General features: G+C 66.7%; 22 protein-coding genes. 5 read left to right on the forward strand and 17 right to left on the reverse strand.

The features are described 5' to 3' along the window. The first annotated feature begins 46 nt into the window (after positions 1-46). Both pdeM and infC read left to right on the forward strand, forming a co-directional pair. A complete protein-coding gene (gene pdeM / locus ACXJ16_RS10100) occupies positions 47-751 on the forward strand; it encodes a ligase-associated DNA damage response endonuclease PdeM (protein ID WP_463920609.1) in 705 nt (234 codons plus the stop codon). A 162-nt stretch (positions 752-913) separates the two neighbouring features. Next, on the forward strand, positions 914-1,435 hold the full coding sequence (gene infC, locus ACXJ16_RS10105) for a translation initiation factor IF-3 (RefSeq protein WP_054436461.1): 522 nt from the start codon (positions 914-916) through the stop codon (positions 1,433-1,435). A 139-nt stretch (positions 1,436-1,574) separates the two neighbouring features. Here infC and ACXJ16_RS10110 read toward each other — a convergent pair whose 3' ends face one another. The 17 genes from ACXJ16_RS10110 to hisB all read right to left on the reverse strand — a co-directional run bounded on the left by ACXJ16_RS10110 (position 1,575) and on the right by hisB (position 12,951). Further along, positions 1,575-2,873, reverse strand: coding sequence for a chloride channel protein (locus tag ACXJ16_RS10110; RefSeq protein WP_463920611.1), 1,299 nt, complete (start codon positions 2,871-2,873; stop codon positions 1,575-1,577). Positions 2,874-3,032: 159 nt separating this feature from the next. Further along, positions 3,033-3,566: a J domain-containing protein gene (locus ACXJ16_RS10115; protein WP_454796681.1), complete on the reverse strand. Its 534-nt coding sequence runs from the start codon at positions 3,564-3,566 to the stop codon at positions 3,033-3,035. A 120-nt stretch (positions 3,567-3,686) separates the two neighbouring features. Further along, the gene (gene pal, locus ACXJ16_RS10120) at positions 3,687-4,220 is read right to left on the reverse strand and encodes a peptidoglycan-associated lipoprotein Pal (RefSeq protein ID WP_463920614.1); all 534 of its coding nucleotides are present in this window, start codon (positions 4,218-4,220) and stop codon (positions 3,687-3,689) included. Positions 4,221-4,356: 136 nt separating this feature from the next. Then, positions 4,357-5,775: a Tol-Pal system beta propeller repeat protein TolB gene (gene tolB / locus ACXJ16_RS10125; RefSeq protein WP_185997995.1), complete on the reverse strand. Its 1,419-nt coding sequence runs from the start codon at positions 5,773-5,775 to the stop codon at positions 4,357-4,359. Then, entirely contained in the window at positions 5,772-6,749 is a 978-nt protein-coding gene (tolA, locus tag ACXJ16_RS10130) for a cell envelope integrity protein TolA (protein ID WP_324698200.1), read from the reverse strand. Before tolA ends, tolB begins: the two co-directional genes overlap by 4 nt. A gap of 14 nt (positions 6,750-6,763) precedes the next feature. Next, entirely contained in the window at positions 6,764-7,222 is a 459-nt protein-coding gene (locus ACXJ16_RS10135; protein WP_463920616.1) for an ExbD/TolR family protein, read from the reverse strand. Continuing rightward, on the reverse strand, positions 7,222-7,932 hold the full coding sequence (tolQ, locus tag ACXJ16_RS10140; protein WP_132469911.1) for a protein TolQ: 711 nt from the start codon (positions 7,930-7,932) through the stop codon (positions 7,222-7,224). Before tolQ ends, ACXJ16_RS10135 begins: the two co-directional genes overlap by 1 nt. Continuing rightward, the gene (locus ACXJ16_RS10145; protein ID WP_185997997.1) at positions 7,929-8,393 is read right to left on the reverse strand and encodes a YbgC/FadM family acyl-CoA thioesterase; all 465 of its coding nucleotides are present in this window, start codon (positions 8,391-8,393) and stop codon (positions 7,929-7,931) included. Before ACXJ16_RS10145 ends, tolQ begins: the two co-directional genes overlap by 4 nt. A 144-nt stretch (positions 8,394-8,537) precedes the next feature. Further along, on the reverse strand, positions 8,538-8,915 hold the full coding sequence (locus ACXJ16_RS10150) for a histidine triad nucleotide-binding protein (protein WP_054436465.1): 378 nt from the start codon (positions 8,913-8,915) through the stop codon (positions 8,538-8,540). 41 nt (positions 8,916-8,956) lie between these two features. Continuing rightward, positions 8,957-9,283, reverse strand: coding sequence for a phosphoribosyl-ATP diphosphatase (locus tag ACXJ16_RS10155; protein ID WP_324698195.1), 327 nt, complete (start codon positions 9,281-9,283; stop codon positions 8,957-8,959). Between the two features lie 55 nt (positions 9,284-9,338). Next, a complete protein-coding gene (locus ACXJ16_RS10160) occupies positions 9,339-9,509 on the reverse strand; it encodes a PEP-CTERM sorting domain-containing protein (protein WP_292637113.1) in 171 nt (56 codons plus the stop codon). Between the two features lie 170 nt (positions 9,510-9,679). Next, the gene (gene hisF / locus ACXJ16_RS10165; RefSeq protein WP_132469913.1) at positions 9,680-10,441 is read right to left on the reverse strand and encodes an imidazole glycerol phosphate synthase subunit HisF; all 762 of its coding nucleotides are present in this window, start codon (positions 10,439-10,441) and stop codon (positions 9,680-9,682) included. 4 nt (positions 10,442-10,445) lie between these two features. Next, positions 10,446-10,691: a hypothetical protein gene (locus ACXJ16_RS10170; protein ID WP_054436467.1), complete on the reverse strand. Its 246-nt coding sequence runs from the start codon at positions 10,689-10,691 to the stop codon at positions 10,446-10,448. Further along, entirely contained in the window at positions 10,688-11,416 is a 729-nt protein-coding gene (hisA, locus tag ACXJ16_RS10175; protein ID WP_054436468.1) for a 1-(5-phosphoribosyl)-5-[(5-phosphoribosylamino)methylideneamino]imidazole-4-carboxamide isomerase, read from the reverse strand. Before hisA ends, ACXJ16_RS10170 begins: the two co-directional genes overlap by 4 nt. Positions 11,417-11,420: 4 nt before the next feature. Next, on the reverse strand, positions 11,421-12,059 hold the full coding sequence (gene hisH / locus ACXJ16_RS10180) for an imidazole glycerol phosphate synthase subunit HisH (protein ID WP_054436469.1): 639 nt from the start codon (positions 12,057-12,059) through the stop codon (positions 11,421-11,423). After that, positions 12,056-12,349, reverse strand: a complete 294-nt coding sequence (locus tag ACXJ16_RS10185; protein WP_054436470.1) for a YciI family protein — start codon at positions 12,347-12,349, stop codon at positions 12,056-12,058. The genes hisH and ACXJ16_RS10185 overlap by 4 nt, the downstream gene beginning before the upstream one ends. After that, the gene (gene hisB / locus ACXJ16_RS10190) at positions 12,349-12,951 is read right to left on the reverse strand and encodes an imidazoleglycerol-phosphate dehydratase HisB (protein ID WP_324698189.1); all 603 of its coding nucleotides are present in this window, start codon (positions 12,949-12,951) and stop codon (positions 12,349-12,351) included. The genes ACXJ16_RS10185 and hisB overlap by 1 nt, the downstream gene beginning before the upstream one ends. Positions 12,952-13,139: 188 nt before the next feature. Between hisB and ACXJ16_RS10195 the strand changes: the two genes are divergently transcribed. From ACXJ16_RS10195 to gmk, 3 genes are all read left to right on the forward strand, one after another. Further along, a complete protein-coding gene (locus ACXJ16_RS10195; protein WP_054436472.1) occupies positions 13,140-13,649 on the forward strand; it encodes an SspB family protein in 510 nt (169 codons plus the stop codon). A gap of 34 nt (positions 13,650-13,683) precedes the next feature. Then, a complete protein-coding gene (locus ACXJ16_RS10200) occupies positions 13,684-14,163 on the forward strand; it encodes a hypothetical protein (protein WP_185998000.1) in 480 nt (159 codons plus the stop codon). A gap of 107 nt (positions 14,164-14,270) precedes the next feature. After that, a complete protein-coding gene (gene gmk, locus ACXJ16_RS10205; protein ID WP_054436474.1) occupies positions 14,271-14,924 on the forward strand; it encodes a guanylate kinase in 654 nt (217 codons plus the stop codon). The last annotated feature ends 132 nt before the right edge of the window (positions 14,925-15,056 follow it).

Here is a 15,056-nt window from a genome sequence, read left to right on the forward strand (position 1 = left end):
AGCCGGGGCGCTTGCCAAATCGCGCGGCCTGCGGCAAGGGAAAGCCATGGTTCCCTTTTCGTTCTGCACGCAGGAATTGCGTCTGGTCCCCACGCCGGCGGGATTCGCGGCCGGACGCGGCGCGGCGCTCTACTGGCCGCGCGAACAGGCCCTGCTCGTTGCCGACCTGCACCTCGAAAAGGCCAGCTACTATGCCAGGGGCGGGCAGATGCTCCCCCCGTATGACAGCCGCGAAACGCTGGAGCGCCTTGCCCTTGCCGTGCGGCAGACAGGCGCCCGGCGGGTCTTTGCGCTTGGGGACAACTTTCATGACAGCAAGGGAACGGAGCGGCTCGAACCGTACGCTGCCGGGATGCTGTCGGCGCTGACCCGCGCGCTGGACTGGGTGTGGATCACCGGCAACCACGATCCGCACCTCGGCAGCGAAGCCGGCGGCACGCGGGTAGAAGAGATCGCCGTGGAAGGAATCATGCTGCGCCATGAAGCCCTGCCGGGAACCACCGAACCCGAGCTTTCCGGCCATTTCCACCCCCGTCTGGTGGTTCACGCAAGGGGCCGCCGCATCGCCCGCCCCTGCGTGGTGCATAGCGGCAACCGCCTGATCCTGCCCGCTTTCGGCGCGCTCACCGGCGGCATGGACGCGGCCGATCCGGCTATCCTGAAAGCGCTGCAACCGGCACGGAAAATAGACGCACTGGTGGCCGCGAAGGACCAGCTTCTGCGCTACCCCCTATGGCGATCCGCAGCCTGACACCCTATATTGCAGGTCGGCCGTTTCACACGGCCCGGGCGTCCTGTAGAATTTGCGTGAAATCGTGCTTTGCGTGCGGACGCGATTCGCATTAATGACCCCGCACTCGCCTAGCGACAGAAACGATTCAGGAGAACGCTTATAGCACCCCCACCCCGGCGCATGATGACGCCACCGGTCAAGAGCGGACCGCGCTACAATAACATGATCCAGTCGGACAAGGTCCGCGTGATCGACGAAAACGGCGAGAACATCGGCGTGATGTACACGCGCCAGGCGATCGAGCAGGCGGCCGAAGTCGGCCTTGACCTGGTCGAAGTCTCGCCCAACGCGGACCCGCCGGTGTGCAAGTTCCTGGATGTCGGCAAGTTCCGGTATGAGGCCCAGAAAAAGGCCAATGCCGCGCGCAAGACCCAGAAGACGCAGGAGATCAAGGAGATCAAGATGCGTCCGAACATCGACGATCACGACTATGACGTGAAGATGCGCAATATCCAGCGCTTCATCGGCGATGGCGACAAGGTGAAGGTGACCCTGCGTTTCCGTGGCCGTGAACTTTCGCACCAGCAGCTCGGCATGAACCTGCTGCGCCGCGTGCAGGAAGATGTCGCGGACGTCGCGAAGATCGAGGCTTATCCGCGCATGGAAGGCCGCCAGATGCTCATGGTGCTTTCGCCCAAGTAAGCATCGGCTTCAGGCATCGGCTTCGGCCGGTGCAAACCGCAAAGGGCGCGCCGCAAGGCGCGCCCTTTGTGTTTGTGCGGCCGTCATGCGGTGTGGACGGCCGCCCGCGAGATGGGCGGCCGCGCGGGGCGGTCCGCGATCAGGCGCCCTTTTGCAGGAAGCGCTGCGACAGCCCGTGGTAGAGCTTCTCCTTGCTCACGAGCTGTGCGGCAAAGTCTCCGATCAGCGCGGCGGCCAGCAAGGGCATCATCAGCCCGCGACTGGCCGTCGTCTCCGAGATGATGATGACCGCCGTCAACGGCGCGCGGACCACGCCGGTGAAATAGGCCACCATGCCCAGAAGCACGATCGCGCCGGGGGGATAGTCGGGAAAGATGCCGCGCAGCAGGTCACCGATCCCGGCGCCGATGGACAGCGACGGGGCGAAAATGCCGCCGGGAATGCCGGAAACCGCCGTCGCCAGAGTGGTCGCGAACTTCGCCGCGCCGAACCAGAGGGGCACGTCCTGACCGGCGATGATTCCATGGGCGGTATCGTACCCGGTCCCCCAGGTCAGCCCGGTCGAGACGCCAAGGACCGCGACGACGATACCGCAGCCCGCAGCGAACAGCACCGGACGCGCGCGCAGCCAGACCATCGGGCGCATCGCGCTCGTGCCCGAGGCCAGCATCAACCGCGAGAAACCGCCGCCCGCCATCCCGCCGAGGATTCCGGCAACCGGCGTCACGACAAGCGCCTGCTGGAACCCAAGGGTCTGCCGCATGGCGCCGAAGTAGATGTAATCGCCTGCGATGCCCAGGCTGACCATGCCGGCGATGAGCACCGCGGCCATGACCAGCAGCGTCATGCGCTGCTCGTAAGCGGCGGCCAGTTCCTCGATCGCAAAGGCGACGCCCGCCAGCGGCGTGTTGAAGGCCGCCGCCACGCCGGCCGCTCCGCCCGCGATATAGACCGACGAACGCAGCGGCACCCGCAAGATGCGGTGCATGCGGCCCATGATGGCGGCGGCGATCTGGACGGTGGGCCCTTCGCGGCCGACCGAAGCGCCGACCAGCAGCCCGCCCACGGTCAGAAAGAACTTGGCGATGGCGGCCCGCGCGGAAACCAGCGTCGACATCGCCGCTTCGGGATTCTTCGTGGCCGCCATGACCTGCGGAATTCCCGAACCCCTGGCCAGCGGTGCGAAGCGCTGGGTAAGCCAGGCGATGGCGGCAAATCCGGCGGGCGTGGCCAGCAGCGGCGCCCACCACCAGTCCCGCGCGAGAACATGGAACAGTGCATTTGCCCGGTCGGCCATTTCGGCGAACACCAGGGCCACCAGCCCGACCAGCACGGCGCCGCCGACGATCGCCACCCTTCTCCGCCAGACCAGCGCTTCGGGACCGTGGCGGCGCAGGACGACGCGGACACGGCGAGGCAACAGGCGGCTGGATATCATCACGACTCTCGGTGGACGACCTGGGGCGCGGTCGGGGGGTGGCAGCTTCTTGGAGCCGTTCTCCGGGCATGTCCACCCGCGCGGCTGCCATGGCCGCAATATCGCATCGATCCGCGAAACAGCCGCCGCGCCCCGGTCAATCCGGGCGGGCGGGGCCTGTCATCCCTTCCACTCGCGGCGTTCTTCCGCCGCGCGCAGGACTTCGTAGGCAAGCTGATAGGTCTGGAACGCCTTGGCCGCCTCGGGATCGTTGGGGCGCACGTCGGGGTGGACTTCCTTGGCCTTGGCGCGCCAGGCCCTGCGCACGGCATCGAACTCGGCATCCGGGTCGAGACCCAGCGCTTCGAGCGCGCGCAGTTCGTCGCCGCTGCGCGAACCGTCGCCCGAACCGGCCCAGCCGTAGTGCGAGGATTCCTTGTAGCCCGATGTCTGCGCCTGCTCGTCCTGCTCGCGCCGGGCGGCTTCTTCGGCGTCGAGACCGGCGAAATAGTCCCACCCGGCGTTGTATTCGGCGGCATGCTTCTGGCAGAAGTACCAGCGGTCGGGGCTGTTGGGGCTCTTGGGTGCGGGGCAGTTGCCCGGCTCGGTGCAGCCGTGGCGATCGCACAGGCGCACCTGGGCAGCCTCGTGCGAGCTGCCATAGCCGCGCCAGCGCGGGAAACCCCAGTCCTGTGATCGACCTGCGCGACTCATTCGAACGCCGATACCTGCCGACTCGAAGCCAATGCAAGTGCGTATGGCTTGCCCCGCATGCAAAAAAGCCCGGCTCGCTGACGCGAACCGGGCCGATTTGCTGCGCCGGGGCGCGCCCGATCAGTCGATCGTGACGGTAACCGCGCGGCGGTTCTGCGCCCACGATGCTTCGTCCGAACCGAGCGCGATCGGGCGCTCCTTGCCGTAGCTCACGGTATTCAGGCGCGAGGCATCGACGCCCAGGCTGATGAGGTAGTTCTTGGCCGCATTGGCGCGGCGCTCACCCAGCGCGAGGTTGTATTCGCGGGTGCCGCGTTCGTCGGCATTGCCTTCGATGGTGGCGCGCTTGTTGGGGTACTGAAGCAGCCACTGGGCCTGCTTCGAAAGCGCTGCCTGGTCGGCCGAATCGATGGTGTCCTCGTTCAGCTGGAAATAGATGGTGTCCGAACCCATCATGCGGGCAAGGAAGTCAGCCTGGCTGCCGGCCTGCGGGCCGCTCGGCTGGGTGGGGCCAGTGGTGGTGGTTGCCGGGCCCGGCTCGGGCGGCAGTTCCTTCGGCGCCTTCGATGCGCACGCCGACATGGCGAGCGCGCCGGCGAGGAGGAGCATTGTCGATCCGGTCTTCACATGGCGGGGGGACATGAGGGCAGGCATGAGGCAATCTCCTAAAGTGCGCAGCCAATTATGAATGGCCTGCGATTGTTGAAGTTCCGTATAATTTCAAATGCTGTCAACCTGAACGAACGCCCCTTTTCAGGGACGTTCCTTCAGGCTGCAATAATCGCTGGCCTCAGGGGCGAACGGGGCCCCAGGCCGGGTCCGAGGCGCCCACCGGGGTCGGCAGCCTGCGCTCGTTGCGGCCGGTGAGATCGACCTGCCAGATCGACGCGGTTCCCGCCGTCTTGGCGGTGCGGAAGAACTGGATGATGCGGCCGTTCGGAGACCAGGTGGGCGCTTCGTCCTGCCACGAATCCGTGAGGTGGCGCATGCCGCCGCCGTTCGGGTTCATCACCGCGATGCGCAAGTTTCCGGCAACATGCGTGAAGGCGATCTGGTCTCCGCGCGGGCTCCATTCGGGCGTTGCGGAGCGGCCGCCGAAGAAGCTGATGCGGCGCTGGTTCGAACCGTCGGCGTTCATCACGTAGATCTGCTGGTTGCCCGAGCGGTCGCTTTCGAACACGATCTGGTTGCCGTCAGGCGAGTAGGACCCGCCGATCGAGATGCCCGGCGTGTTGGTCAGGCGCTGCGGCGTGCCGCCGCCGGCCGAGGAGATGCGGTAGATGTCGGTATTGCCGCCCGAGGCCATCGAGTAGAGCACCCACTTGCCGTCCGGCGACCAGCGCGGCGCCATCGTCGGGTTGCCGGTGCGCGCGATCAGCTTCTGGGTGTTGCTGGCCAGATCGTAGACATAGATGCTCGGCTGTCCGTTGAGATAGGACAGGTAGAGGATCTTCGAATAGTCCGGCGAATAGCGCGGGGTGAGCGCGGTCGACTGGCCGCTGGTCAGGTAGCGGTGGTTGGCGCCGTCCGAATCCATGATCGCCAGCCGCTTCATGCGGTGGTCCTTGGGACCGGTCTCGGCGATATAGGCGATCTTGGAATCGAAGAACGGGCTTTCGCCCGAGAGGCGCGAATAGACCATGTCGGCGCACTTGTGCGCGGCGCGGCGCCAGTCCCCGGCGCCCACCTTCCAGCCGCCCTTGGTGAGTTGCTGCTTCAGGGCGACATCGTAGAGATAGCAGCCGACGGTCAGGTCGCCATCGGGATTGGCGCGCACGAAGCCCTGCACCAGCATGTCCGCGCTGCGGGCAGACCAGGTGGGGAAGTCGGGCGACTGGATCTGGCCGAAAGCGGGCTGCGGCAGACCGTCCGGGCCGGAGGGCTTGAACAGGCCGTTGTTCTTGAGATCGGCGGCGACCACTTGCGACAGTGCGCGGCCGAGCGCGGCGGTGGACCCGGCATTGGTGCGGGTCGGCACGTCGGCGTCCGTGGCGAACGTGGTGATGGCGATGCCGAGATCCTGCCACTCGTTCTCGTCGGAAACCGAGCCGGTCAGGCCGCCGTCATCGGGCTGCACACCCATGTCGGCCCCTGCGGGCGGTCCGGGAATGGCGACCGGCGTCGCATTCTGCGCGGCAAGCGGTGCGCCCGCCAGCGCGAAGACGAGAGCCAGCGGAAGCAGTCGTGTCGAAAAGGTCCGGTGGGTCATTGTGATAGCCTCTTGTCGAACTTGAACGACGATACGCGCTTCCACGCATCGAAGTATTCATCGGGAAGGTTGAACGGCGCCGCAAGCTGCACCGCGCGGATCGCCTGCTCCGCATGGCGGGCGGCCTGGTTGCGGTTGGTGTCGGTTATGCCGGTCTGGCGCACAACGGTCGGCTTGCCGGCAAGGCTGCCATCCTTGTTCAGCGTGAAGGCAAGGTAAGTCACCAGTTCCTCGGCGTCCGGTCCCTGCGGCGCCTGCCAGTGCGGCTTGAGCTGGCGGGTGATCGCACCGGACAGCGCGGACTTCACCTCGGGGCCAAGCGCCGCGGCCGGAGTGCCCTTGCCCTGCGTGGCCGTGGCGCCGGAAACGCCGGCGAGGAAGTCCGCCCCCACGCGGCTGCCGCCCGCCTTCTTGGGCGGGGTGGTGGCCTTGCTGTCCGCCGCGCCCGGCTTGCTGACGATCCGGTCGATCGCGCTGCCCTTGGACGGCGCCGACTTTGCAGGCGCAGGCTTTGCCGGCGCGGGTTTGGGCTTCGCGGGAGCGGGCGCGGGCTTGGGAGCCGGCTTCGGCGCGGGCTTCGGCCTCTCGGCCGGCTTTGGCGGCGCGGGCCTCGGAGCGGGCCTCGGAGCGGGTTGCGGCACCGGAGCGGGCTGCGGCTTCGGCGGTTGGGGCCGGGGCGGCAGCGGCGCGGGCTGGATCGGGGCGGGTTCCGGGGCAGGCGCCGGCTCGGGCGCCGGCGGCGGGGCGGCCTCGCCCAGTTCGGGCGCGATGTCGGGCGCGGCCTGGCTGTTCGGATCGGGCGAGGTCGAGGTGAGCCCCACTTCGTCGCTGATCGTCACTTCGATACGCTCGGGCGGCTTCACCACCTCGTTCTGCGCCGGACGCAGCATGATCACCGCCAGCACCCCGAGGTGCAGCGCGACCGCCACGGTGAGGCCCAGCCCCTCGTCCTTGCGCAATCCCAGCATTGCCATCGTGCCAGCCTAACTCAGCCGCCTGAACCGCTGCTGACACCCGTCACCAGCGAGATCGACGTGAACCCGGCGTGATTGAGTTCGCCCATGACGTCCATGACGCGGCCGTAGTCCAGCGCCTTGTCGGCGCGCAGCGTCACTTGCGGCTTGCGGCCGTCGGCGCCAGCGGGGACCGATGCAAGACGCTCTACCAGTTCGCCCGGCGCCAGCGCCGCTTCCTCGTAGTAGACGGTGCCGTCGCGCTGGACCGTGATCGTGATCTGGTCCTGCTCCTCGCTCATCGCCTTGGCCCGGCTGTCAGGCAGCTCGATCGGCACCGCGGCCTTGAGCAGCGGCGCGGTGACCATGAAGATGATCAGCAGCACCAGCATGACGTCGACCAGCGGCGTCACATTGATTTCGGCCATGGGGGTACGTCCCCCGCCGCTGCGCCGGCTACCTCGCCTGCCGCCGCCGGAAACGCCCATGCCCATCAGCGCTGCTCCAGCTCACGGGTGAGCGCGGAGTGCAGACGGTCGGCAAAGCGCTGGAGGCGCGATTCGAACAGGTTCACGCGGTGCGAGAAGCGGTTGTAGGCGATGACCGCCGGGATGGCCGCGAACAGGCCGATGGCCGTGGCGAACAGGGCTTCCGAAATGCCGGGAGCAACCACCGCGAGCGAGGAATTCTGCTGCTGGCCGATCTGGAAGAAGCTGTTCATGATGCCCCAGACGGTGCCGAACAGGCCCACGAACGGCGCGACCGAGCCCACCGTGGCCAGGAAGTTCAAACGGTTCGAGATGATGTCGCTTTCCTCGCCGACCGAAGAGGTCATGGCGAGGGCAATACGCTCGCGCGCGCCTTCAGGATCGAACTTGGGCATCGCGGCATTGCGGCGCCATTCGGCCAGACCGGCCCCCGCAACCTTGCCCATCGGCACGTCGCCGCGGCGGCGTTCCTTCTGGTAGGCCTCGAAGTTCTGGGCTTCCCAGAAACCTTCCTCATAATCCGCGCACTTGCGGTTGAGGCTGCCGATGCGCAGCATGAAGCTGATGATGATGGCCCAGACCCAGACGCTCGCCAGGATCAGCCCGGCCATGATCGCCTGCACGACGATATCGGCGTGCAGGAACAGCTTTACCGGGTTGAGGTGATCGGAATCGCTGCCGATGGTTACGGCGGCGGCGAGCATTTCAAACGTCATTCTTGTCCTTTCGGATGCTCACCCAGGAGCGAGGCGAAAGCATGTTGCCAGTCGGCGGGCTGTCTGCGCGGTCGTCCTTCAGGGCTGATGAACCCGACCTTTACCGTGGCCTCGGCAAGGCGGATTTCTCCGCGCCGGGCCACCTGGCGAAGGGTGCAGCTCACCCGGCCGACCTGCAGCGCATGGGTATCGATCACCACCCCGTCGCCCAGGCGCGCGGGCGAAAGGTAGCGGATGTTCACTTCCGCCACGGTGTAGAGCCCTTCCCCGGATTCCAGCGCGGCGCGCTGGTCGATGCCGAGAAGGTCGAGAAGGTCGGAACGGGCCCGTTCGAACCAGCGGATGTAGTTGGCGTGATAGACCACGCCGCCCGCGTCGGTGTCCTCGTAGAACACGCGAAGCGCATAGCGGTGGACCGGACCGTCGAGGACGCCGCTGGGAGGAAGAGGATCGCTGCTCATGCCGTCAGGTTGTGTAGCGGGCGAGGCCGGCAGTGCAATCCACTCGTCGCAGTTATCCCGCGCGTGCGGGCAAGCCGACGGTTAATTGCGTCGTAATCGTCGGACTTGTCGGAATTTCCGCAGCGCTGCCGCCGCCCCCGGCCGTTATTCCGCGATCATCTGGAAGAACTGGCGTCCGCCGAAGATGTGGACATGGAGATGCGGCACTTCCTGATGGCCGTTGGTGCCCATGTTCACCATCAGCCGATATCCCGGCCCGTCCATTTCGAGCTGGCGCGTCACGTTGCCCACCGCGCGCATGAAGCCCGCGATTTCCGCATCGCCGGCCTTGGCGGTGAAATCGTCCCACGAAACGTAGGGCGCCTTGGGGATCACCAGCACATGAATCGGCGCCTGCGGGCGGATGTCGTTGAAGGCCAGCGCGAATTCGTCCTCGTAGACCTTGCTGCACGGCAGTTCGCCGCGCAGGATCTTCGCGAAGATGTTGTTGTCGTCGTAAGGCAGCTTGGGGTCGATCGGCATCGGTTTCTCCCGAAAGATTTCGAATGCGGCCGGACTGGGCCTCAGTCCCTGGGACGAGCAGCCTTCTCGGCGATGCCCGAGACGCCTTCGCGGCGATCCAGTTCGGCCAGGACAGCGCTCAGCGGCACATCGCGGGCACCCAGCAGGACCATGAGGTGGAAGATCAGGTCCGAAGCCTCGCCGACCAGCGCCTTTTCATCCTCGGTCAGCGCGGCGATCACCGTTTCGGTGGCTTCCTCGCCGAGCTTCTGCGCGATCTTGCCCAGCCCTTTGGCATTGAGCCGGGCGACATAGCTGCTTTCGGGATCGGCGGCGCGGCGCGCGGCGATCGTCGCCTCCAGGCGCGCGAGGGTGTCGGAGCTGCTCATGCCATGCCCATGCGGCGCAAGGGCGATGGGGTCAAGACTTCGTGGCCCCGCCGCCTCAGTCGGAGCGCTTCGACGACAGCCTGCGGCCCACCGCCACGCCGATGACGCCCATCGCCAGCAGGAACAGCCCGCTCGGCTCGGGCAGGCTCGTGGCATCGGCCGCGAACGCGGGAACGGGTGCGAGGAATACCGCCAGCATGGCGGGCAGGTAGCGGTAGTGATGCACGACAGGCTCCTGCGGATGACTTGACTGAACCCTTGGACCCTTGGCGCGGGGCTGCAAGGGGCGATCGGGGCGTGTCCCGATCCGGGGCAATGAAACGGGTGGAAGTTTCGAGGAAAGGCGGCGGCGGGAAACTACATTCCGGCCGCCTGCGCCCGCCCCCCTGCGGATGCCTACCCCCGCGCCGGCAGGCCTGCCGAGCGCAGCGCCGCGTGGGCTTCCGCGATCGAGTGCTTGCCGAAGTGGAAGATCGAAGCCGCCAGCACCGCACTGGCCCTGCCTTCGGTCACGCCCGCCACGAGGTGGTCGAGATTGCCGACGCCGCCGCTGGCGATCACCGGCACCGAGACGCTCTCGGCGATGAGGCGGGTCAGTTCGAGGTCGTAGCCGTTCTGCGTGCCGTCTCCGTCCATCGAGGTGACGAGCAGTTCGCCCGCGCCGTAGTCGGCCAGTTTCACCGCATGTTCCAGCGCGTCGATCCCGGTGGCCTTGCGGCCGCCGTGCGTGAAGATCTCCCACTTGCCGGGCGCGACCTTGCGCGCATCGACCGAGGCGACGATGCATTGCGAACCGAACTTCTCGGCAATGTCGGCCACGACTTCGGGCCGCGAGACGGCGGCGGAATTGACCGCCACCTTGTCCGCCCCGGCCAGCAGCAGCGCACGGGCATCCTCGGCCGTGCGCACGCCGCCGCCGACGGTCAGCGGCATGAAGCAGACCTCTGCGGTGCGCTGCACGACGTCGAGCAGGGTGCCGCGCCCTTCGTGGCTGGCGGAAATGTCAAGGAAGCACAGCTCGTCCGCCCCGGCCGCGTCATAGGCGCGGGCCTGCTCCACCGGATCGCCGGCGTCGACCAGATCGACGAAGTTCACGCCTTTCACCACGCGCCCGTCACGAACGTCGAGGCAGGGGATGACGCGGATACGAACGGTCATGAGCTCACTCCTCGGGCTTCAGGAACAGCAGCACGCAGAACACCCCGACCATCAGGCATACCGCGAGGTTGAAGGCGGAGTAGGCCCAGAACTTGCGCGAATTTTCCGCCAGCGAGGTTTCCACTTTCGAGCGTGCCCGGCTGAACAGCATCAGGCGCGCCTTGCCCTTGCGAAAATCGCCCAGGGCCATGACCGCGCCCGGCACGAGGATGGCCAGCGCCAGACCCGCGACGAGGCGGTTCTCGTTCACGCCTTTTCAGCCATGGCGATCGCCGCCGCAAGGTCCAGCCGGCCGTCGTAAAGCGCGCGCCCGGTGATGACGCCCTCGATGCCGTCGTTCGCATGGAGCGAGAGCAGGCGGATGTCGTCCAGCCCCTTCACCCCGCCGCTGGCGATGACCGGCAGGTCGGTGCGGCGGGCAAGATCGACGGTGGCATCGATGTTCACGCCCTTGAGCAGCCCGTCGCGGCCGATATCGGTGAACAGCAGCGAGGCCACGCCCGCATCCTCGAACCGGCGGGCCATGTCGACGATCGAGACGTCGGAGACTTCGGCCCAGCCCTCGGTGGCGACCATGCCGTCGCGCGCATCCACGGCAACGACGATGCCGCCGGGATAGGCCTTCGCCATGTCCTTGACGAACTGCGGGTCCTTCAGCGCCGCCGTGCCCATGACCACGCGGCTGACGCCAAGGTCGAACCAGCCCGCCACCGCCTCGGGCGTGCGGATGCCGCCGCCAAGCTGGACGTGGCCGGGGAACACCTCGAGGATGGCTTCCACCGCTTCGCGGTTCTCGGCCCGACCCGCGAAGGAACCGTCGAGATCGACGACATGCAGGTGCTGCGAGCCCGCTTCGGCAAAGAGCATGGCCTGCGCGGCGGGATTGTCGCCATAGACGGTGGCGCGGTCCATATCGCCTTCGGCGAGACGCACGACCTGACCCTGCTTGAGGTCGATGGCGGGAAAAACGATCATGATTCTAGGGCTTCCATTCGAGGAAACGGGTCAGCAGCGCGAGGCCGTAGGCCTGGCTCTTCTCGGGGTGGAACTGCACGCCCACGACATTGTCCTTCGCCACCGCCGCCACCAGGCCGCCGCCGTGGTCGGTCATCGCCGCCACATGCGCACCGTCATCGGGCTGGAAGTGGTAGGAGTGCAGGAAATAGGCCTCGCCGGGCTCGATCAGCCCCTGCGCCGGGTCCTTGCGGCCGAGCAGGACATCGTTCCAGCCCATGTGCGGGATCTTGATGTGGGGGTCGGTACGCTCGATCATCCGGACCTGCCCGCCGATCCAGTCCAGCCCCCGCGTCACCCCGTGTTCGAGGCCCTGGGTGGCGAGCAGTTGCATGCCCACGCAGATGCCGAGGAACGGCGCCCCGCCGACATGGACCCGCTCGGCCATCGCCTCGACCATGCCGGGAATGCCCCAGAGCCCTTCGGCGCAGGCGCGGAACGAGCCCACGCCGGGAAGGACGATGCGGTCCGCCGCGCGCACCACGGCGGGATCGGCGGTGATCGCCACGTCCTCGGCTCCGGCCGCCCGCAGCGCGTTGGCCACCGAATAGAGGTTGCCCGCGCCGTAGTCGATCAGCGCCAGGGTCGGGCGGCCTCCGGTCATCCGGCCAGACCGGCGATGCTGTCGTCGAGGAAGCCGTGCGCCCATTCGATCACTTCGACTTCGGCGACCCCGCCCGCCACGAAGGGATCGCTGGCGGCCAGGATCTCGACTTCGTTGATGCTGTCGCCCCGGGCGAGAATGATGCCGCCTTCGCGCGGAACCTTGCGGCCCCAGCCCAGGAAGCGGCCTTCGGCGTGGTTGGCCCGCAGCCAGGCGACATGATCGGCCAGCAGGCCGTCCACGTCCTCGATCGGAGCGGTGTAGCGAAGCGAGATGATGAAGCTGGCCATCAGAGCGTGTCCTGTCCGAGAATGCCCTTGGTCGAGGGGATTGCCCCGCCCTTGCGCGGATCGAGCTCCACCGCGCTGCGCATGGCGCGCGCGAAGCCCTTGAAGATACCCTCGCAGATATGGTGATTGTTGGTGCCGTAGAGAAGCTCGATATGCAGGGTGATGCCCACGGCCTGCGAAATCGAATGGAACCAGTGCTCGACCATCTCGGTGTCGAACTCGCCCAGCTTCTCCTGCGTGAAACCGGCCTTCCAGACCAGCCACGGGCGGCCCGAGATATCCAGCGAAACGCGGCTCAGCGCCTCGTCCATCGGCGAATGGACGTCGCCGTAGCGGCCGATCCCGGCGCGGTCGCCCAGCGCCTGGCTGATGGCCTGGCCGATGGCGATGGCGCTGTCCTCGGTCGTATGATGCTGGTCGACGTGGAGGTCGCCCTTGATCCGGCAGGTAATGTCGATCAGCGAATGGCGGCTGAACTGCTCGATCATGTGATCGAGGAAACCGATCCCGGTGGAGACCTGATAGGCTCCGGTGCCGTCGAGGTTGACCTCCACGGCGATGTCGGTCTCGTGAGTCTTGCGGTTGATCGAGGCGGTGCGCATGGCATGCGCCTATAGCCCGGTACGCCGGGGAATCAATTCCACCCGGCACCAAGTGTGCGCGAAAAGCGTTCCTGAGGTAATCTTCGGTCGTCCTTTTCCGAAACGACCTAGGGAAAACCCGTCGGGGCGTGCTATTTTACGCTTTAACACGCTTGACCGACCAAGGAACCATGAGCACCTAGGGCGCGATGAACGATACGACACCAGACAGCCTGATCCCCTATGACGAAATCGTCCAGGAGGCCCTGCGCGCCGTTGTCGGCCGCGTGCTTGGCCAGGTCGAAGACGCCGGCGGCGTCCTTCCGGGTACTCACCACTTCTACATAACCTTCAAGACGGGTGCGCCCGGCGTGTCGGTTCCCGGAGAGCTGAGAGCCCGCTTCCCCGACGAAATGACCATCGTTCTCCAGAACAAGTTCTGGGATCTCGCAGTGCGCGAAGATGGCTTCACGGTCAGCCTCAGCTTCAACCAGATGCCGTCCAAGCTGGTGATCCCCTTCTCGGCGATCACCGCCTTCGTGGACCCCGCGGTGGACTTCGGCCTCCAGTTCCAGGCCGTGACGGACGACGAGGACGAAGACGATCTCGCCGGCCACCCCGAGAACGATTCGGCCACGGAACGCGACGTCGCCTCGCGCATTATTCCCAGCGACGACGGATCGAACGTCGTTTCGGTCGATTTCGGCAAGAAGAAGTAAAGCGGGCGGGACAAGGCCCGGGAAAGCAAGGTCCATGGGCGTCACCACTGTTCCCCGGAAAGTCGGAAAAGGCATCGGCAACGGTGTGAGCAAGGCCGGAACGGCGGTGAAGAACACCGCCGCCAGGGCCCGCGACAAGGCCGTTACCCTGCGCGGCCCCAGCCCGAACACCGCCACCAACCTTGCCATTGCCGACATCGCCCTGCGCGGCGGCACCGCCATCGCGCGCCGCGCGGTCGAACATGCGCTGCTCGGCAAGCGCTATACCCCGGCGAAGGCCAAGGACATCCTGCGCGGGCGCTCGTTCGCCCAGTCGATGCTCCATACCGCGATAGCCCGTGTCGCCATGGGCTCCGCCCCCGGCGCCGCCCTGGTGATCGGCGGCCTTGCCGCAAAGACGCTCTACGAACGCAGCAAGGCCCGCAAGCAGCGCGCGCGGGGGGAAGCGGAGATCCAGGACATGGCCGAAGAGGGCGAAGGCGAATCGGACCTGGTGCCCGACCTCGGCGCCTGACCCGGCGCGCCAGGAATTGCCGAACCTTTATCCCCGGTAGCGCCGCAGCACCCCCGGCCGCTCACGTCACCCCTTGATTTGCGCGCCGGTCATCGGCATCGGGGCACATGGTCAACTCTCCGGACAATCCCGCCGGCCCCCTTGCCCGGCGCGGCCTCATGCTCATCATGTCCTCCCCCTCGGGCGCGGGGAAGACGACGATCTCGCGTATGCTGCTCGAACACGATGCGCATATCTGCAATTCGGTTTCCTGCACCACGCGCACGCCCCGTCCCGGCGAAGTGGACGGCAAGGACTATCACTTCGTCAGCCAGGCCCAGTTCGACCAGATGGTCGAAAACGAGGAATTCCTCGAATGGGCAACCGTCTTCGGCAATTCCTACGGCACGCCGAAAGCGCAAGTGAAGGCCGGCCTCAAGGACGGGCAGGACTATCTGTTCGACATCGACTGGCAGGGCACCCAGCAGCTCTACCAGAAGCTGGAACGCGACGTCGTGCGCGTGTTCCTCCTGCCGCCCAGCATCGATGAACTGCGCCGCCGGCTGACCGGCCGCGGCACCGACAGCATGGACGTGATCGCCGCCCGCATGGAACGCGCCCGCTCGGAAATCAGCCACTGGGACGGGTACGACTATGTCGTCGTCAACGATGACATCGACCACTGCTTCGAGAAGGTGAAGACGATTCTCGACGCCGAGCGCATGCGCCGCGCCCGCCAGACCGGCCTGATCGGCTTCGTCCGCGAATTGATGGCGCCCTGATCGAGCACGCCCCTGGCATCCGCCGGGGTGGATTTTCGAACAAGTGTCCGAACGGAAAATGCGTCAGCGCGCACTTTCCGTTCAGCGCCATGAACTTCCGATACTTTCCTGTGCGGTGCTTATAGCCGCCGC

The sequence above is a fragment of the Novosphingobium sp. TK71 genome (assembly GCF_055361505.1).